Source organism: Chitinophaga costaii (assembly GCF_900094705.1).
GTDB classification, from domain to species: Bacteria; Bacteroidota; Bacteroidia; order Chitinophagales; family Chitinophagaceae; genus Chitinophaga; species Chitinophaga costaii.
Genome location: NZ_FMAR01000004.1, coordinates 392,340 through 412,429, shown reverse-complemented (window position 1 = coordinate 412,429; position 20,090 = coordinate 392,340). Strand labels below are relative to the sequence as shown.

The 20,090-nt window shown below is 48.2% G+C and carries 17 protein-coding genes, 1 tRNA gene and 1 pseudogene; 14 read left to right on the top strand and 5 right to left on the bottom strand.

Annotated elements, in window-relative coordinates; all coding sequences use genetic code 11:
* Positions 1-107: 107 nt before the first annotated feature.
* The 5 genes and pseudogenes from tnpB to GA0116948_RS08680 all read right to left on the bottom strand — a co-directional run.
* Positions 108-332, bottom strand: a pseudogene (tnpB, locus tag GA0116948_RS21770) (IS66 family insertion sequence element accessory protein TnpB); the annotation flags it as partial.
* Between the two features lie 338 nt (positions 333-670).
* A complete protein-coding gene (locus GA0116948_RS08695) occupies positions 671-1,690 on the bottom strand; it encodes a virulence RhuM family protein (RefSeq protein ID WP_089711187.1) in 1,020 nt (339 codons plus the stop codon).
* 37 nt (positions 1,691-1,727) lie between these two features.
* Positions 1,728-1,934, bottom strand: coding sequence for a hypothetical protein (locus GA0116948_RS08690; RefSeq protein ID WP_089711122.1), 207 nt, complete (start codon positions 1,932-1,934; stop codon positions 1,728-1,730).
* 142 nt (positions 1,935-2,076) lie between these two features.
* A tRNA-Leu gene (locus GA0116948_RS08685) sits at positions 2,077-2,160 on the bottom strand.
* A 73-nt stretch (positions 2,161-2,233) separates the two neighbouring features.
* Positions 2,234-3,856 carry a Na+/H+ antiporter gene (locus tag GA0116948_RS08680; protein ID WP_089711120.1) on the bottom strand — a complete coding sequence of 541 codons (1,623 nt, stop codon included), beginning with the start codon at positions 3,854-3,856 and terminating at the stop codon, positions 2,234-2,236.
* Positions 3,857-4,028: 172 nt separating this feature from the next.
* On the opposite strand from GA0116948_RS08680, the gene GA0116948_RS08675 reads away from it, so the two are divergent.
* The 14 genes from GA0116948_RS08675 to GA0116948_RS08605 all read left to right on the top strand — a co-directional run bounded on the left by GA0116948_RS08675 (position 4,029) and on the right by GA0116948_RS08605 (position 20,087).
* Complete coding sequence (locus GA0116948_RS08675) at positions 4,029-5,432, top strand: NAD-dependent succinate-semialdehyde dehydrogenase (RefSeq protein WP_089711119.1); 1,404 nt, start codon at positions 4,029-4,031, stop codon at positions 5,430-5,432.
* Positions 5,433-5,699: 267 nt separating this feature from the next.
* On the top strand, positions 5,700-6,446 hold the full coding sequence (locus GA0116948_RS08670) for a YceI family protein (protein WP_089711116.1): 747 nt from the start codon (positions 5,700-5,702) through the stop codon (positions 6,444-6,446).
* Positions 6,447-6,456: 10 nt separating this feature from the next.
* Positions 6,457-6,873, top strand: coding sequence for a c-type cytochrome domain-containing protein (locus GA0116948_RS08665; protein WP_089711114.1), 417 nt, complete (start codon positions 6,457-6,459; stop codon positions 6,871-6,873).
* 21 nt (positions 6,874-6,894) lie between these two features.
* On the top strand, positions 6,895-7,857 hold the full coding sequence (locus tag GA0116948_RS08660; RefSeq protein ID WP_123891711.1) for a DUF5777 family beta-barrel protein: 963 nt from the start codon (positions 6,895-6,897) through the stop codon (positions 7,855-7,857).
* A 36-nt stretch (positions 7,858-7,893) separates the two neighbouring features.
* Positions 7,894-8,298: a c-type cytochrome gene (locus tag GA0116948_RS08655; protein ID WP_089711110.1), complete on the top strand. Its 405-nt coding sequence runs from the start codon at positions 7,894-7,896 to the stop codon at positions 8,296-8,298.
* Between the two features lie 67 nt (positions 8,299-8,365).
* On the top strand, positions 8,366-8,608 hold the full coding sequence (locus GA0116948_RS08650; RefSeq protein WP_123891712.1) for a hypothetical protein: 243 nt from the start codon (positions 8,366-8,368) through the stop codon (positions 8,606-8,608).
* A 31-nt stretch (positions 8,609-8,639) separates the two neighbouring features.
* Positions 8,640-9,578: a 4Fe-4S dicluster domain-containing protein gene (locus tag GA0116948_RS08645; protein ID WP_089711107.1), complete on the top strand. Its 939-nt coding sequence runs from the start codon at positions 8,640-8,642 to the stop codon at positions 9,576-9,578.
* Between the two features lie 33 nt (positions 9,579-9,611).
* Positions 9,612-10,919, top strand: a complete 1,308-nt coding sequence (gene nrfD, locus GA0116948_RS08640) for an NrfD/PsrC family molybdoenzyme membrane anchor subunit (RefSeq protein ID WP_205686065.1) — start codon at positions 9,612-9,614, stop codon at positions 10,917-10,919.
* Between the two features lies 1 nt (position 10,920).
* A complete protein-coding gene (locus GA0116948_RS08635; RefSeq protein ID WP_089711105.1) occupies positions 10,921-11,826 on the top strand; it encodes a hypothetical protein in 906 nt (301 codons plus the stop codon).
* A gap of 113 nt (positions 11,827-11,939) precedes the next feature.
* Positions 11,940-13,202 (top strand): NRAMP family divalent metal transporter, encoded by a 1,263-nt coding sequence (locus GA0116948_RS08630; RefSeq protein WP_089711102.1) that lies wholly within the window; start codon positions 11,940-11,942, stop codon positions 13,200-13,202.
* 457 nt (positions 13,203-13,659) lie between these two features.
* Positions 13,660-14,817: an alginate lyase family protein gene (locus GA0116948_RS08620; protein ID WP_089711098.1), complete on the top strand. Its 1,158-nt coding sequence runs from the start codon at positions 13,660-13,662 to the stop codon at positions 14,815-14,817.
* Positions 14,818-15,049: 232 nt separating this feature from the next.
* Positions 15,050-15,607 (top strand): RNA polymerase sigma factor, encoded by a 558-nt coding sequence (locus GA0116948_RS08615; RefSeq protein ID WP_089711096.1) that lies wholly within the window; start codon positions 15,050-15,052, stop codon positions 15,605-15,607.
* Positions 15,608-15,652: 45 nt separating this feature from the next.
* Positions 15,653-16,618 (top strand): FecR family protein, encoded by a 966-nt coding sequence (locus tag GA0116948_RS08610; protein WP_089711094.1) that lies wholly within the window; start codon positions 15,653-15,655, stop codon positions 16,616-16,618.
* Positions 16,619-16,847: 229 nt separating this feature from the next.
* Entirely contained in the window at positions 16,848-20,087 is a 3,240-nt protein-coding gene (locus tag GA0116948_RS08605; protein WP_165798356.1) for a SusC/RagA family TonB-linked outer membrane protein, read from the top strand.
* The last annotated feature ends 3 nt before the right edge of the window (positions 20,088-20,090 follow it).

The window sequence follows — 20,090 nt, the reverse complement described above, 5'->3', positions numbered from 1 at the left end:
GCTTAATTTTACCTGCTGTGCTTAGTATAATGTCTTATAATCTATAGCGTCCTGCATGGGATGCAAAGATCGTAAAATTCGATATAGATATTACAAGGGGCAGCTTATTATCCATTAATTTTAGCCGTATGTTGATATCTTTTTCGATGACGTACACTTTTCAATACAGCGCCCTGTAGGAGCAGGCTGAGTTGATGGCTGGTTAATACGGATACAGCTGGTAGTTCGTAAGTACCGCGTTCCAATCGCTTATGGTAGAGAGCAAAACCATCGCCTTCCCATAGCAAAAGTTTAATCTGGTTTTTACGGCGATTCAAAAAAACAAAACATCGCCGCTCAACACGTTTCCTTGCATTTGGATGGTAAGGATGCCGCTAAGGGAATCAAATTCTTTGCGCATATCTGCATTACCCTGGTAAAGAAAATAACGACAGTTGGCTGATAGGTGTAACATGATTAACCTGCCAGCGTTTTAAGGTAATCGGCATGCACTGGTTGATGCAGAATAATACGGGCACCATTGGATAGGTAACATTCTGAGAAAGCACTACTCGCCACTGTGCTTTTTGATAGCTGTATAAAACTGTTACCGGTGGGCCATGGCGGTATTTGTGGTACCAATAGTGGAAAACATGATAGGCTATACCGGCTTGCTGACATTGTAGCAACTTCAGTTCTTCCCTTTCAGCTTTTTCACCTCCTTATCAAAGTCACTTTCAAAATTCTGGTCTTGAATAACCCTGAATTTCTTATATTCCTTCTCAGCTAATTTTATTGCTACTTCATGGCTTACTTTGCCAGCATCTTTCAAAATCTGGTATTCGTTAAATTTAAGAAAAGCGTCCAGTCTATCTACCCACTCTCGCATTTTCATGGGAATTTGTCTTGCCGCTTGGTTTTCTGCATAATCAAGGTACATGGTAACAATGCGTTCCAGTTCTTTGATTTCCTTCTCTATCAGGTAATTTTTTGCTACGGCAATATCCGTTTTTAAAATCTTCCCGTTCGGTGCATTCTTCCACGTCTGCAAGCCCATGTTCGGTTTATCGGCACTTACCCTTTCAGCAATGATACCGGCAGCAGTTTTACCAGATATAGCGAAATGTAATTTATTCTGAACCGTTTTAAAGAACTTCTGAGTAATTTCTGCGTCTTTGTTATAGTCTATACTGCATTGCTCGTATATGTCAGTTATTTTGAGGTAAAAACGTCTTTCACTAGCCAGTATTTCCCTGATACGCTCCAGGAGTTCATCAAAGTAGTCCTTGCCAAAACGTTTGCCCTGTTTAAGTCTTTCATCATCTAATACAAAGCCTTTAATAATGAACTCACGGAGTGTTTTGGAAGCCCAAATACGGAATTGAGTAGCCTGATAACTGTTTACTCGATAGCCAACGGCTATAATGGCATCCAGATTAAAGAAATCCACATCACGGGCAACATCCCTACTACCTTCTTTTTGAACTATCCGGATTTTCCGGATAGTTGCTTCTCTTTGCAATTCTCCGGTATTGTAAATATTTTGTAGGTGTTCATTTATCGTTCTTACATCTACCCCAAATACTTCGGCCATCTTCTTCTGGCTTAGCCAAAAGGTTTCATCATTAAAGAATACCTCAATTTTAATATCCCCTTCTGGTGAAGTGTAAAAAATAATTTCATTATTCTGTGGTATGTTGCCGCTTGCCATCTTTTTAAGCATTTAATCAATAACCCAATCAAAAAAGCTATTTATAATATCTCTCCATCTCTTCAAATTTCCCCATCAACTTCGCTACCAATTCGGATTTCTTTATAAAGTATTTCGCTCCTTTTGCAATTGTACCTTCTTTTAATGAAACTGTAAATCTTCTCTTATTTTTCGCGTTAACTGATATAGCAGTGGAGTTACTTTCATAGTCTTTCAAAGGAATAAATAAAATACGGTCTTCCATTTCTAAAGTGGCAGGATTAAAAGCAGCTCCAACAATGTAAAAGCTAAACCTATTTTATTTATAATGCTCCTATAAATATACGCAAACGATCAATTAACTAAACAAAAAAGGCCAGAGAAAAATCTCCGACCTTTAAAGCTTGTGCCCAGAACAGGAATCGAACCTGCACTCCCTTTCGAAAACAAGATTTTGAGTCTAGCGCGTCTACCAATTCCGCCATCTGGGCAATACAGCTATCCTTTAGCTGCGGGATGCAAAAGTAAAAAAATCCCTTTTAATACCAAATTTATTTTCCGGCCTCACTCCTCCTCCATTTCCTGCCCGCTCAGTTGCGAGTGTAACCGCGATTCATCAAAATCCATTTCCCGTTCTAGCTTCAGCACCTGATCTGCCGGGAACTTGCCTTCGCGGTACAGTGTTGATAGGATCTCCCGTTTATATACCGTCACATCCAGTTGGGCGTGGGCTACCTGCGACAGAAAGCTGTTAAAGTCGGCGGCCGTACCTTCCCCTTTATCCGTGGGGTCGTGCAACCAGTATATCCTTAACTCGTAGAGTTTGCGCACCTGGTCTAGCACCGCATTGTCGAAACCCTTTGCTGGCAGTTGCTGGTTGATATAGTCCAGCGCGCTGGTATTAATGAGTAAGCGTAATTTCTTTTCCTCCTCCTGTGTGTTGGCCCCTGTATCTATCTTCAGCCATTTTATCAAAAGGGGTAATGTTAGGCCTTGTCCTACCAGGGTTACTACAATCACCACGAAAGTGATAAAGATCAGCATAGAGCGGTTGGGGAATGGCAGGCCGTTATCCATCAGTACGGGCAGTGCCATGGCTGTGGCCAGCGATACAACGCCCCGCATGCCCGACCAGGAAAGGATGATCACATTTTTCCAGGTAAATACCTGCTCCTGCTGGTGCAGGGGCGATGCCAGCAACGACGGCATAAAAAGGGCTGGCGCAATAAAGAGCATCCTGGCCACGATGGTTACCGCGCTAATGAAAAGTCCATACCGGATCAACTCACCTATTCTAAAACCGGGCAAGCCTGCGGCAATCTGTGACAACTGTATCCCTATCAATATAAAGATGATGCCGTTCAGCAGAAATCCGATCACATCCCATAATGAATTGGTTTGGGTGCGGCCCTGGTAGCTGAAGATCTTGGAAGACATCCAGGAAATGACCAGCCCGGCGCTCACCACGGCCAGCACCCCGGAACATCCTATCTTTTCCGCCACCGGGTAAGCGATAAAAGGACAGATGAGCGAAAGGATACTTTCTACCATCGGATTTTTACGGATATTCTTCAGGATAAACGCAAATGCATATCCCGTAGCAAGGCCCACCAATATGCCGCCCAAAGTGACCAACACAAACTGCAACCCTGCTTTCCAGAGTACAAATCCGGTTGTGACTACAGCCGCCAGTGCATGCCGGTATATCACCAAAGCCGAGGCGTCGTTTACCAGGCTCTCCCCTTCCAGTATCGTTACCAGTCGCTTATTTAATCCCATACCTTTTACAATGCTGCTGGCAGAAACGGCATCGGGGGGCGAAACAATGGCACCCAGCACAAAGGCTACCGGCCAACTAACGCCGGGTAAAAAATAGTGGGCTGCAAAAGCCACGGCCACGGCGGTAACCAGCACCAACCCGATGGCCAGCCGCGTAATAGGCCGCAGGGATGCCTTGAAATCCGGCCAGGATGTATCCCACCCCGCACGGAACAATAGCGGTGGCAGTACCAGCAGGAATATAATGTTGGGATTAAAATCAATCACGGGCAATCCTGGTATAAACCCCAGCACCAATCCTCCCAGCACCAGCAATATAGGGTATGATATCTTTTTAATATGCCCGGCCACCACAGACAAAATAGCCAGGGCCACTACAATAAAAATAATAGGTGTCATTTCCAACATACGCCTGTATCTATATTTAGCTAGTTATCTCAACCCGGTGAAATTAATCATTTTTTCGCCTATCAGTTCCGGCAACGTTTTCTATAAATGACTGAAATCATCCTGCGCTCTGCTACAAGTCATTAACTACTGCTAGCATGCAGCCTACCTTTAACATGTAAAATTGCAGTATATGAAAACGCTTTCAATGACCTCCCCTGTTAAAACGGTGAATCCGTTTAATAACGAAATACTCCGGGAATTCGACATACTGACCGACGAACAGATCGATCAAAAAATAGAACTCGCAGACCTGGCCTTCCAAAGCTGGCGTAAAACGCCGAAAGCCAAACGCGCACAACTGCTGCATGCGGTAGCCAAGATATTGCGCAGCCGGAAGGTAGAACTGGGCAAGCTTGCTACCCTGGAAATGGGTAAACTCCTGAAGGAAAGCATTGCAGAAGTGTTGCTATGTGCCGATATATTCGATTACTATGCCGATAATGGGGAACGCTTCCTGGCAGATCATCCCCTCGATACTAAAATGGGCAGTGCTTTTTTAAGTTATGAACCCATTGGGGTATTGCTGAGCATACAGCCATGGAATTTCCCTTTCTACCAGATCACCCGCTCTGCTGCGCCTAATTTGATGGCGGGCAATACCATGCTGCTGAAACACGCCTCTAACGTGCCGCAGTGTGCGCAGATCATGGAAGACATTTTTGAAGAAGCCGGCGCACCGGCAGGCGTTTACCAAAACCTGTTTATCCCCGGCAGCAGCATAGATAAACTGGTGGCAGACAAGCGCATAAAGGCCGTAACGCTTACTGGCAGCGAACCCGCCGGGGCTTCTATTGCATCGGCCGCCGGAAAAAATGTAAAAAAATCAACCTTAGAACTGGGTGGCAGTGATGCCTTGATTGTACTGAACGATGCCAATATAGAACAAGCTGCCGAAGCGGCCGTAAGAGGTCGTATCTGGAATGCTGGCCAGGTCTGTGTATCGCCCAAACGGGTGATTGTGGAAGCAGGCATTGCCGACGCCTTCCTGGAGGTAGTGAAAGCAAAGTTCCAGGCCCTGGTAGTAGGTGATCCACTGGACGAAAAAACAGACCTGGCCCCGTTGAGCAGTGAAAAGGCGGTACAGGATGTTATCCGCCAGGTAGAAAAAGCCGTATTTGGCGGTGCCCGCCTGGTGTATGGCGGTCATCGTATAGATCGCCCTGGTGCCTTTATGGAGCCTACCATCCTGACTGATATACAGCCCGACAATGTTGTGTACCAGCAAGAAGTGTTTGGACCGGTTTTCATGTTATACAAAGTTAAAAACGAACAGGAAGCCATCACGCTGGCCAATGCCACCGAGTTTGGTCTGGGCGGTAGTGTATTCAGCACCAACGAAGCCAGGGCCGTAAATGTGGCCAGGCAGATAGATACCGGCATGGTGTATATTAATCATGTAACCGGCATCGCACCGGAACTGCCCTTCGGCGGCACTAAACATTCAGGCTATGGCCGGGAACAATCACCCGCAGGCATATACGAATTTGTAAATGCAAAACTAATAAGGGTTACACAACCACAGAACGCTTACTAAGATACACACGATACCCGCGCAAAGACTGGCCTGGCTGGCCGTCTTTGCGCTATCAGGAAGCACTGCCTACGCGGCAAATAAGGAAGTAGCATTACAGCAATTACAGGTCATTATAAAAAATGATCCAGTCAGGATCATGTCTCAATCTGTTATACGTCTTTTTATTTCGCCAGCAATAATATATCCGCTATACGTCCTGCCCAGGCTTACGCAAGCCGGGTAATGACCATTCTTTGCCTCACATTAACCAATTAAAAAACAAACACTATGCAATTCAGGAAAAAGCCTTATCAGATTATTTTGATCGCGGCCTTGTTGTGCACGGGCATTGTGCTCTATGGTACGGCTTGCACACACGACGACGCGGTGCTACCAGCATCTTACAGTGGAGGCAGCGCCACCGATCCTACTAACTATGTAACGCGCGGATCAGATGTGATCACCTTCAGTACTACCGCAGGCACAGGGGTGTATACTTTCGATAAAGTACACTCCAATGTAATGTGGGAATCCCGCTTCCTGGGCTCCGGCGCTATCCTGTCTGGCCGTTTCAACTGGTTTGGTTTTAATACGTTCAATTTTGATGAAGCCACTCCAGCCAATACTACGTTTACCGCCTGGGTACAGCTTAACCAGGTGAATACCGGCGAACCAGCCAGGGATGGCGGCTGTCTTTTAACAGCATTCAACACAACGGCTACGGCAGATATTCCGGTATCGGGCGAGCCTACGAACGATTTTAACCGCGCCCTCATCCAATCCAAAACAGTGACGTACAATCCTACAGAAAATATTTATGATGTAGTATGCGATCTCACTTTTATGGGTGTTACCAAAGAGGTGAAGGCTAAGCTGGGTTATGCTGGTAAAGGCACCTATCCCGGCACCACCAACTTGCTGCGCGGGTTTGATCTCCGGTTTTCCCTCTCCATCACCACCTTCCCGCTGAAAGCAGACCAGGATGAGGTGAACGATAACATAGACATTGTTGCCAACGCCAATTTCAAACAATAATCCAGCAAACATGAAACGACTCACCCTAATAGCCGCTATGATCCTGGCTGCCACCGGCACTTTCCTGCTGGCAGGATGTTACAAAGACGTAATACTGCCGGATAGCGCCAGCAGCGGCAGCGGATCAAGCAGCGGTAGTGGTACTACCACCGTTCCTGCCGACTCTGTGACGTTCGCCAAATATATTGTTCCCCTTTTCAGTAGCAATTGCACCACCTGCCACTCCGGCAATGAATCGCCCGACCTGCGTGCGGCCAATGCCTACAATGCATTGACCAGCGGCAAGTATGTAGTAAGCGGCGATGCCGCCAGCAGTGTGCTGTATCAAAAAGTGTCCTCTGGCGAAATGCCTCCCGGCGGTGGTTTAAAACAAAGCGATGTGGATCTGATTAAAAACTGGATTAACAACGGGGCCCTGAATAATTAAATCATGATTAAAGGAAATGGCATGAACAACTATATAAACATCTTGCAGCCTAAAAATATACTCCGGCGAATGCTGTTGCCTGTACTGCTGCTGCCTGCGATCCTGCAAACGGCCACCGCACAGGATACCAAGACAGATACCATCCCGGTGGCCCAGCCAGATACTACCGTGCAGGAAGCTCCCGTACGCAAATGGGGCAAGCCAGTAAGAAATACTTTTGAAAGCATATGGCTCATCGACGCACAAACCGTGGAAGTACCAGTAAAAGGCACCTTTGAAATGGACTTCCGCCACCGCTTTGGGCTGGTAAACAATGGCTATAAAGATTTTTATGGCCTGTTTTCCTCCGCCAATATAGGCCTGAATGCCAACTATGTTCCCATTAAAAACCTGCTGATTGGCGTAGCCCTCACCAAGTACGACATGACCTGGGAAGGATACCTTAAGTACGCCCTGCTGCGGCAGGTAAGGTCTGGTGCGGGATCGCCGGTAAGTGTTACCTACTACGGCAACATGGCCATTGAGAGCCGGCAAAGTGATACCTACAATTACTTCTCCGACCGTATGTCTTACTTCCACCAGCTTATGGTGGCCCGTAAGATCACCGAAAAGCTTTCGCTACAGGTAGCGGGTGGCTGGTCACACTTCAATGTGGTGCAGGGCTACTCACCTTATGCAGGTAAATTTTTAAAGGAAAAGCCCAATGATCACTTTGTATTTTCTGCAGGTGGCCGGTACAAGCTCAAAGAATCTATGGCCATTGTAGCCAGCTACGATCAGCCACTCACGAAAGACAATGTAGGCAACGCCCATCCCAACCTTTCTTTGGGATTGGAGATGTCTACCAGCGGGCATACTTTTCAATTTTTTGTCGGCAACTACAGTTACCTGACACCACAACGGAATGTCGTTTTCAATCAAAATGATTTTACGAAAAAACAATTTCTGATCGGGTTTAACATCACCCGGTTATGGAATTATTGACCCTCCAATTGCAGTAATCATTAAAAACAAAACAACATGAAAATCAGCATCCTGAAAAGCAGCCCGTTTTTATTGGCCACGGCTTTTGCAGCACTGTCTTTTGCGTTACCGGGAGATCCCTGGGTAGTGCCGGACAAAAACGCCAAAACGCCCAACCCGATCAAAACGAGCGCCCAGTCCATCGCCGATGGTAAAGCCCTTTGGGCCAAGAACTGCCAAAGCTGTCATGGCAAGGCCGGTGAAGGCGACGGCTCCAAAGCCGCGCAGTTAAAAACACTGCCACCCAGTTTTGCCAGTGCCGATTTTCAGAAACAACCAGACGGCGCTATTTTCTACAAAACGAGTGAAGGCCGTGGCGACATGCCTTCCTTCAAGAAAAAGCTGCCGGATGCGGAAGACATCTGGAATTTGGTAAACTACATGCGCACCTTCAAGAAATAAGATCTGGTAAGCTGTACATTAAAAACCGGCTTGCCAGGCAAGCCGGTTTCACCGCTAAATGAAGTATATGCCTAACGATAAAGCCATCAAACGGCGCTCCTTTGTGGGATGGATAGGCTTGGCCATAGCAGGTTTTGCCGGCCTTTCCCTGTTTAGAAAGAAAAGCCCGCCCGCACCGCCACCAGCGTGGATGACCATGCTTACAGAAGATGGCCGCCTGGTGCAGATCAATGCCGCCGTGTTGAAACAGCAGCCTAAGAAAAAAATAACGAACGAGGAATTGCGTACCTGGGTTAAAAAGAAACCCTGATACTTTTATTCACTAACTACAACGCAAAGTCATGAGCGAATCAACGAATGGATCACAAAGCAGGCGCGCCTTCCTTTCCGGCGCTGCACTCACCGCTGTTACCGTGGCGGCCGCAGCCTGCAACGGTCTTAAAGACCCTTTCTCCACCCAGGCCGAAGACCAGCAGGTGGCGCCTACGGGCGAAAAGGTAAAATTGTTGTCGGTCAACGGGGAGGTGATAGAAGTAGACAAGGCCTTTCTAAAACCGGTGCCCCATATGCCCAGCGTGTCCAACAGCGAAGCCAGGATAGGCATACCCGGTAAAAAGTTTGTGATGGTGATAGACCTGGCCCGTTGTAAAAACCTGAAACATTGCCAGGCTTCTTGTAATCATATGCACCATATCCAGGATGGACAAAACTGGATTAAGGTACAGAAGATGAAGGAGTCTGCCTACACGGCCCCTTACTGGCAGCCCACCACTTGTATGCATTGCGATGAGCCGCCTTGCGTGAAGGTATGCCCCGTAGATGCTACTTTTAAAAGACAAGATGGTATTGTACTCATCGATAGCGACCGCTGTATAGGCTGCCGCTTTTGTATGGCTGCCTGCCCCTACTCTACCCGCGTATTTAACTGGAACGAGCCAGTGCTGCCGGAAGAAATAGCAGAAACACCTTATTCCCCGGAAACCAGCGTACCGCAGAAAAAAGGCACTGTGGGCAAATGTGATTTTTGCCCGGACATGACCCGCCAGGGCGAGCTGCCCCATTGCGTGTCTGCCTGCCCGAACGGGGTGTTCTTTTTTGGCGACCTGAATGAAGATAGCGTAACCAATGGCGCAGAAACATTCCGCTTCAGCGACCTGGTAAGAGATAAAGCCGGCTACCGCCTGATGGAAGACCTGGGTACCAAACCCAATGTATATTACCTGCCGCCGGTAAACAGGAATTTCCCGATTGAAGCAGGAGAAGAAAATGATAAAGGATAATCCGGCCAGCCACCAAACTAAAAAAGTATTATTGTGGAAAAAGCATTAAAAATACCCGACGAACAGATCATAGCCGACCTCCTGCCCCGTAAATTTGGTAAAACGGGGCAGCTATGGGTGGGCCTATTGATGTGTATTTGCCTGCTGGGCGTATATGCCTACTACCGCCAGTTGCGGTATGGACTAGGCGTAACCGCCATGCGGGATTATGTTTCCTGGGGATTATATATTTCCAACTTCGTTTTTTTTGTAGCCATTAGCCTGGTAGGCTCCTTAATTACTGCTATCCTGCGGCTGGCCAATGTAAAATGGAGCACACCGCTCACCAGGATAGCAGAAATGATTGCCATTGCCGCCATCATGTTTGCCGCCCTCATCATCATCATCGATATGGGCCGGCCGGAAAGGCTGCTTAATGTATTTGTACATGGGCGTATTCAATCGCCCATTATCTGGGATGTGGTGGTGATCACCACGTATTTTTTCATCAGCTTCCTGTTGCTGTACCTCCCCTTGCTGCCGGATATTAAAATACTGCTTAGCAGCCCATCTGCCGCTACCCGCCCTTTTCAGAAGTTGTACCGCGTCATGGGATCTTTCTGGAAAGGTACCTACGCCCAAACGCTTATCAGCGATAAGGCCATCAATATCCTTTGCATTACCATCATCCCGGTGGCATTCGGTATCCATACCGTTACCTCCTGGCTCTTTGCCACCACCTTCCGTCCTGGGTGGGATAGCACCAACTTTGGCGCTTACTTTATTTCCGGCGCATTCCTGGCTGGCAGCGGCGCGGTGGTAGTAGCCATGTTTGTAGTCCGGAAGGCCTACCAGATGGATGATTACATTACCGACGACCACTTCGACAAGATGGGCAAAATAGTGGTGTTACTGGCGCTGGTGTACCTATACTTTAATATCAGCGAATACCTGCTGCCTGCCTTTAAGATGAAGGAAGACGAAGAAGCCCACCTGAAAGAACTTTTTGTCGGCGATTGGGCCGTAAAGTTCTGGACCACCATTTTGGTATCCATGATCCTGCCGATGCTGCTATTGTTATTTAAAAGCGGCAGAAAACCATTGCCCATGTTCATAGCCGGTATTATGATCGTAACCGGTGCCTGGTTCAAGCGATACATTATCGTAGTGCCTTCTATGCTCCATCCTTTCCTGCCTATGCATGATGTGCCGCTGTCTTACAAAAGTTATTTCCCCAGTTGGGAAGAATGGGCCATCGCCTGTGGTTCGCTGGCGGGCGGTATGCTGGTGATTACCCTGCTGGTCCGGATATTCCCGATCGTACCGATTCATGAAACAATGGTAGAAAAGAAAGCAAACTGATATGAAAAAGATATGCATCTTATATGGCCGCCTGGCAGGCGGGTTGCTGCTTTCGCTACTAGCTGGAGCAGCGCAGGCCCAGGCCCAGGCCCAACCACCAGCATTGCTGCTTAAGCTGGATTACTTCAACAATGCCAACAGTGTTCCCTACCTGCAAGTAACAGCCACGGAAAAGGCAGACGGCAAGCTGGAGCCGCTGAAAGCCCTGCCCGTACAACTGTACTTAAACGACAGCGTGCCGGCCAATCGCATTGGCCGTGTAGTGACCAACGAGGCCGGGAAAGCTTTTGCCACCCTGCCGCCCTCCCTGCAAGCGGCCTGGAACGCGGGCGACAAACTAAATTTCATTGCTATCAGCACCCCCACCCACTCTTTCGGGGCGCAAACCAAGATCATTGAAATCACCAAAGCCCGTTTAATTTTAGACACTGTAGCTGGCCAGGACGGTGCCCGCACACTGCTGGTTACTGTACAGGAATTGCAGGGCGATAGTGCCGTGAATGTAAAGGACGTAGAAGTAAAGATAGGCGTACAACGCCAGGCCTCCTTCTTGCCCATTGGCGATGACGCTTCCTACACCACCGATTCTACCGGCACTGCCACCGCTACCTTTGCCCGCGACAGCCTGCCCGGCGATGCCAAAGGCAATCTTGTGCTGGGTGCAAGAATAGAAGACAATGATAGCTATGGCAACATCAGCGTACTGAAAACACTGCCATGGGGGAGGGCAAAAAGCCTGGACCATTTCGGGTTTAATACCCGCTCATTATGGGCAGTAAGCGCCAAGGCACCACTGGCATTGCTTATCATAGCATTTACCATGATCCTGGCCGTATGGGGTATAATCATCTACCTGGTATTCCAGATTTTCCGGATAAAAAAATTGGGCGAAACAGCCCCTTCTTGAAATTAATATGGGGTGTTCTTCAGATATTTACGCTAACTTTTGCTCCACAAATAACCGTCATTGCAAGCAGGCGGCCAGCAACATTTATCTGAAGTACACCGCATACAGGAACTATGAAAAGATCAGCCACCCTCTCTTCGAAAATTAAATCCACTTTAAAAATACTAGGCCCCGGCCTCATTACCGGTGCCAGCGATGACGATCCTTCTGGCATAGCCACTTACACCCAAACCGGCGCCCAGTTTGGCTACACCACCCTTTGGACGGCCCTCATTACCTTCCCCCTCATGGCCGCTATCCAGGGCATGTGCGCCCGCATAGGATTGGTAACCTCCCAAGGCCTTACTGTAACTTTAAGAAATCATTATTCCAAGCCTGTACTGTACCTGATGCTTTTGTTTGGATTTCCCGCCATCACGCTCAACATAGGCGCAGATATCCAGGGCATGGGTGCCGTGGCCAACATGCTATTCCCTACAATACCAGTGAGTGTTTTCAGCGTGTTATTTACCGGCATGCTGATGTTCATCATCATCCTGTTCCCCTATCAGCGCATTGCCGCCATCTTGAAATGGCTTTGTATCTCCCTATTGCTGTATTTGATCGTGCCGTTTATGATCAAACAAAACTGGGCATTGATTGCGCGAAATACCTTTATCCCTACCCTCCATTTCAATAAGGATTTTCTTTCCATTCTTGTAGCCATCTTAGGCACTACCATTTCTCCCTATTTATTTTTCTGGCAGGCCACCATGGAAGCAGAAGACCGGAAGCACAGTAAAAAGATCATGGTAGACAAGCAAGTGCTGGACGACATGCGCAAGGATGTAAATATTGGCATGCTATTGTCCAACGTGGTAATGTTTTTCATTATCCTTACAGCGGCCAGTGTACTCTTCCCGGCAGGCATTCGACAGGTGGATACAGTAGACCAGGCAGCCAAAGCACTAGAGCCTTTGGTAGGAAGGTTTGCCTACCTGATATTTGCCGTGGGCGTTATTGGTACCGGCTTCTTAGGCATACCGGTGCTGGCAGGCTCCCAAGCTTACATGCTGGCAGAAACCTTTGGTTGGCAGGCCGGCCTGGACGAAAAATTTCCACAGGCAAAACCTTTTTATATATCCATTATTTTATCCTTACTGGTAGGCTTGTCGTTAAACTTCATCGGCATCAGCCCTATTCAGTCCCTCCTGTATACCGCTATCCTGTATGGCCTTACCGCACCGGTACTCATCGGTATCATCCTGCACATCGGTAACAACAAAAAGATCATGCAGGACAAAACCAACAGTACGTTATCAAACATCCTGGGCGGCCTTACTTTCCTCATCATGACAGCGGCGGCAGTGGCCTTGTTGTATTTCCAGTTTACCTGATAGCAGCCATACCGGTGGCTATCCGCTGTGTATCCATTCCGGTGCCGGCCTTTTCTCCGGAGCAGGATAAGCCCCCACTTTATACCCCTGCCGTAAGCATTCACGATAGCATACCCAAAACCCCTCGCCAGCAAAAGATTTCCGAAAACGATTTCGTAAATAAACCCTGCCAAATATTAGTTAATCTTCTCGTACTGGCCGTTATTTGTCTGCGTAATGCATACCCACGTATGCTTAATAAATACATATCCGCCTAAATACATTTTCCGCTAGCCCAAAACGAAGCATCAGCCTAATTAACTACCACAAACTGCAAACGCCCACCACGTTCCCGCGAACGCGCAGGGCAATGACGTGCCCGTTTTACCTGTAACAGATAGCTACCACTATTATCATAACCCGTTGGCCTGGTAAAGACCTGTATTGCTTACACCCTCAAACCATAAATTCCAGTATCATGAAAAGGAACCTCCTTTATGCATTTATTACGAGCGGCCTGCTAGCCATATGCTGCGTGGTGTACACCAGTTGCTCCAAAAAAGAAGCGGCAGCCACCAACGGGTCGCAAGTAGCGCGGCCCGCAGCCATCACCTCTTTTAACCACCCGGGCGTATTAAACAACACGGCCAGCCTGGACCTCATTGCCGCGCAGGCCAATGGCGGCAACACTGCCCGCCTTTCTGCCTACCAAAAAGTACTGGATTATGTAAACGGGCAAACGGTGCCTACAACTTTCTACGCCACCGTTACCGTAGGCTCTAATGGTGTGAGCACTGCCTCCAAAGACCAGATCCGCCGGGATGCAGAACTGGCTTATGCGCTGGCCTTACGCTGGGCCAAAACCGGGTCGGCCACCTACGCCCAGCAGTGCATACAAATCCTGAATGGCTGGTCTTATACCTTTCAGAACTATGCCCTGGTACCCAATGCCGGCACCAACGCTTACCAACCCGGCCTGGAAGCCTCCTGGACCACGCCTACCTTTGTAGCTGCCGCCGAGATTATGCGCTATTATAAAATTAACGGCACCACCGGCAGCGGATGGTCGCAAGCCGACATCGACCAGTTTGGCGTTTACCTGAATAATGTGAAGAACAATTACATTAACAATATGCCCGTGTACAACAACAATTGGAACGCATCCATGGGCTACGCCAAAATGGCCATTGGCGTATTCCTGAACAGCGTGTCTGTGTATGAAAATGGAAAGGCTGCCGTGCTGCAATACCTGCCCATTATTATAGACAGCAGTGGTTACATTGGCGAAATGTGCGACCGCAACGACTGTGTACACTACCAGTATTCCCTTACCGCCTTTTCCTATGCCGCAGAAATAGCCACCATACAAGGCGACAACTCCATCTGGACGGCCAATTCCAGCCGTATCAGCGCGGGTTACGACTTTATGCGCACCGCTTATACCGGGGCTTATTGCGGGGTATGTGCTACATCCAGCCCGGTATTTCCCGGCACCGAAGTGGCCAACCATCACTACAATACGGCAAACCTGAACTACCTGCGCGGCCTGCAAGCCCCATTGGGCATACCCAACGACCGCACTTTCCTGGGCTTCACTACTTATACCCACTACAACGTGAGCGTAAGCAATTTCTAAAAAATAACTAACCTGTTTTGCACATTGGGCGGCCCTAAAAGGCGAGCCCAATATGCTTGCGGCATGGTTTAAAAAAGATCTGCTATACAAAGGCGGCCATTTAGATGGGCCGCCTTTGTTATGATGAAGGGTGGTTACCTCCACCGGACCACCATTTAAAATTTCCCATTCAAAAAATAAATTTTGTATCATTACATATCGCCCTTATATGGCTACCACAGACATTTAATGAATGGGACAGGACGTTTTTTCTCTTTCAGCGGCACAGGTAACGGAGGCGCTCCAACACCGCGATCCGCTTGTATTTCAGCAACTGTATAATGCCTGTAGCGAGGAACTCTACCTCCTGGCTTACCGTTGGCTGAAAGATAACGGCCTGGCCAGGGATATGGTTCACAACCTGTTCGTACATCTTTGGGAAAAGGGCACCACCCTTACCATTACAGGGCATGTCCGCCATTACCTTTTCCGCGCCATTACTAACCAGTGTATTAATGAACTAAAACGGCAGCAACGCCAGCTGGGCGAAGAATTGTTGCAATTTGAGCGCGACCCGGCCTCCCTCTATGAAAGTGCCGACTATATTCTCCTTCAGAAAGAATTGTTACAACACCTGCGTACCCTGCCACCCCGCTGCCGGGAAATATTTATACTGAGCCGCATCCATGGGTTAGAACCTCAGGAAATCGCGCAAAAACTTGGTATTACCCTGAATACCATCTATTTCCAGCTATCCGTAGCCCTTAAAACCCTACGCCCGCTCCTGCTCCCCAAAAAAAAGTTGGAATAAACATCAAAGTTTAGGTCTCCCCGCATGTCATAATAGTATAAGCATATGGAAAACGAGCAGTATACCATCGTCATTGATCATCTTAGTGATCCTGGGAACCAGGAAAAGCAAGCCGCTTTACAAGCATGGTTAGACGAATCCGCAGATAACTGCACCTTGTATAACGAACTGAAAGCCGTGTGGGATGCCAGCACACAGTTACCGTCCTTAAGTTTCGACAAGGCTACGGAGTGGGAAACACTACGCCGGGAACTGCAGATGGCGCCTACCCACAAAGTTTATCCTTTGCAAGCTACCCGCAACAAGTGGTGGCGTATAGCTGCCGTAGCACTGCCACTGCTGGTTTTGGGCAGTTATGTTTTGCTGCACCGGCAGCAGGAACAATGGCAGGCCTATACCGCCAAAGGCAACACCATAGATAGCCTGCACCTCCCCGATGGATCGGTGGTATACCTGCAACCTGGCACTGCATTGACCTATAACTTACACGGAACAAGCCGGCAGGTAAAATTGCAAACCGGCGAAGCTTTTTTCGACGTTATCAAAGACGAACAGCATCCTTTTAGCCTGCAGGTGCCAGATGCTACCATTTCCGTACTGGGCACCGCTTTCAACGTAAAAACAGCGCCCGGTTACAGCGACGTAACCGTGCGCGATGGTAAGGTAAGTGTGGGCATAGACAACCAATCACCCGTGATCCTTATTGCAGGCAACATGGCAGTTGTAGCACAACACAGCGTGCACAAACAACCGGGCGACTATAGTTACCGTTATGGATGGACCAGCCACGACCTGGCCTTCACCGACCAACCAGTAAGCACCGTATTAAAAACATTAGAACAATATTACCAGGTACGGCTGCAATTGCAGGACACAAGCCTGCTCCATAACCGCATTACTATACGTTTCAATCAATTACCACTGCCCGAAGCATTACTGGTAATGGGCGAAATGCTGGACCTGCAAGCCAAGCCATTAACAACACACGCATATCTGTTTACTAACAAATAATAGTACCCTCAAAAGGTACACCTGTAAAAGAATCAACGACCAAGGATCTATCGCGTAATTCGCATTTATCGATGTTTTTCAACCAAACGGCATAAGCCGGTCTGCATTGTATTGCTCATCTGTAACTTAAGTCGCGCCGCAGGCTTTGGCCTACCTGTTGCACGCCGGATAAGGATGTATGGCATACCTGTAATGAGTGCTTTATATGACTATTAAAACACCAAGCGAAATGAAATTATTCCCCTGTATGCTCATGCTCTGCATGATGGTGTGCACCTTGCTGCCATTGCGCGGCCAGGATAAGGCCAACGCCTTATCTCAGAAGATTTCTATTGATGTAGCAAACAAACCGGCACAAGACATTTTACAACTAATCGAAAAACAGGCCGGTGTTTCCTTTGCCTATCCTAACTCGGTAGTGGCCAACCAGCATACGTTTTCCATTCGTCAAAAAAACATTGCCATCAGTGCGGTGCTGCAGCAACTATTTCCAGCCAACCAGTTTACCATTAAAGCTATTGGTAAAAACATCATTATTAAACAAACGGAAGTACATACCTCCAATACGCCTGATACCAGCAAGCCCCGCACCATCGACATGAATACCGTGGTGGTAACGGCCCTGGGCATTGGTCGCCAGGAACGATCCTTGGGATATGCCTTTACCGATGTAAAGGGCAGCGAGCTTACCAAAGTACGGGAAACCAATCCCATGGAAGCTCTCAGCGGCAAGGTGGCCGGCCTCGATGTGAATACAACCAACAGCGGCGTAGGCGGGTCCGTAAAAGTAACCTTGCGCGGCGTAAAGGTGATTGGCGGCGACAACCAACCACTCTATGTTATAGACGGTATTCCGATCAACAACTCTTCGCCCGGGCAGGCAGATACCTACGGTGGGTATGACCTGGGAGACGGCTCCTCCATCATCAATCCTGACGAAATTGCCACTATCTCGGTACTCAAAGGCGGTGCCGCAGCCGCTCTTTACGGCAGTCGCGCAGCCAATGGGGTAATACTCATTACCACCAAAAAGGGCAGTCACAAAGGATTTGAATTAGAATTTACCTCCAATGCTGTGGTAGAAAAACTAAACAACAGTTACGACTTCCAAGACCAATATGGTAGTGGCCGCGATGGCCTGCTACCCCGGGACGTAGCTACCGCCCGCGGCTATTCGCAGGCAAGTTGGGGACCCAAACTCAATGCCGACAGCATGGTATGGCTATGGAATGGAAAGCAGGTACCTTATGTAAACGCACATAACAATATCGAAAACTTTTTCCGCGATGGGCTTACCCTCACCAACTCCCTGGCGATTGCCTCCGGCAATGATAAAACGCAAATGCGCTTTACTTATACCAACATTCATAATGACGATATTGTACCAAAGAGTGGTCTTATCCGCCATAACTTTTCCATCCGCGGTACTTCCCAGCTTACCGACAAGTTCACGATAGACGCTAAATTGGCCTATCTCAACGAAAACGTAGACAACCGCCCCGCACTGTCAGACAATCCGAATAACATAGGATATGTATTGAGTGGCATTGCACCCAATATCGACATCAACTGGCTCAAAGATTATAAAGATCCCGTTACCGGCTATTATATTAACTGGAACAATAACTCTTACCAGGTAAACCCTTACTGGGCCATTAATGAACAGCCCAATAGCAGTAAGCAAGACCGCCTGAATGGTTTTGTACTATTAAAATATCAACTGCTGCCCACCTTATCTATCCAGGGCCGCACCGGTACAGATTATTCCAAATTCAGCTTCCGCGAATTCATGGAATACTCTACCCCCTTTAACCAGACAGGTGCTATCGCGATCAAAGATCGCACCCTGCGCGAAACCAACAGTGAGTTGATGCTGAACTTCGGTAAGCAGGTCAAAAAGATCTGGATAGGCGCCAACCTGGGCACCAACCGCATGGATTATACAGAAGACTTGTTGAATACTACCGGGCGTGATATCAGTGTGATGGGGGTAAAGAGTATCAACAACTTTCAAACGAAACTCAGTAACGAACTACTGAATCACAAACGCATTAACTCGGTGTACGGGGCACTGAACCTTGCTTACGAAACCCTCATTTACCTCGACATTACGGGCAGAAACGACTGGTCTTCCACCCTGGCTAAAAACAATAACTCCTTTTTCTACCCTTCTGTATCCACCAGCTTTGTATTCTCTGAACTGATCCGGAAGAATAACATTTTGAACTTTGGTAAAGTACGCTTCTCCCTGGCGCAAACGGGTACAGACGCTATTGATCCTTACCAACTTAAACTTACTTATGGCAGCAACCCGGATATGCCTACTGTGGGTGGCTACGCCATTGGGGGCGTGGCGGTAGACAAGGTACCGTTCAACGAACTGAAGCCCAGCATCAGCAGGTCTTACGAAGTGGGTACCAACCTGGTGTTCCTCAACAGCCGGATAAACCTGGATGTAACCTGGTACCAGTCTAATACCCGCAATCAAATCCTGAGCGCCCCCATATCCACCACCAGCGGGTATTCTACCGCAGTGATCAATTCCGGCAACGTGCAAAATAAAGGACTGGAAGTAACCCTGCAAGTAAAACCCATTGTTACCACAAATTTCAGTTGGGACCTGAGCGCCAACTATGCACGTAACCGCAATAAGATCGTAGCCCTAAGCCCCCTGGTATCCGGCTATTACACCCTGGCCTCTGCCCGCTGGGCCAACGCCAGCATAGTAGCCAAAGAAGGCGATGAATACGGCATTATTGTGGGCCGCAAATACCTGCGCAACGATGCAGGCCAAATGATACTCGATGCCAACAACCTGCCCCAGTACGATCCGGTGGATGCAAAGCTGGGTAATGGCCAATACAAATGGATTGGCGGTATATCAAACCGATTCACCTTTAAAAATATTTCGCTCAACATATTACTCGATATCAAACAGGGAGGCAGCATTTACTCCATGACCAACTTACTGGCTTACGCCAATGGCAGGCAGAAAGGCACCTTGAAAGGCCGCGAAGGCTGGGCCGCTTCAGAAAATGCCAGGCTGGCCGCAGGTGCTACCTCCGAAGCATGGACCGCAACGGGTGGCCTGCCGGTGACGGGCGTGCAGCAAACTGGTACCGATGCAAATGGCAAACCCACTTACATAGATGTAAGCGGCTTTGTAAACCCACAGGCCTACTGGCAGCGTGTTACCGACAATATTCCGGAACCATTTATTTATGACGCTTCTTTTGTAAAAATACGCCAGGTGAACCTTGATTATACCTTCCCCAAATCAATGTTTACCGGCACCGTGGTGCGCGAAATCTCGCTTTCGCTGGTGGCCCGCAACCTGTTTACCATCAGCAAACACATTCCCAACGTAGATCCGGAATCAAGCTACAACAATAGCAACGGACAGGGCTTCGAATACGGATCCTTGCCTACCCGCAGATCTTATGGCATCAACCTTTTTGCAAAATTTTAAAAT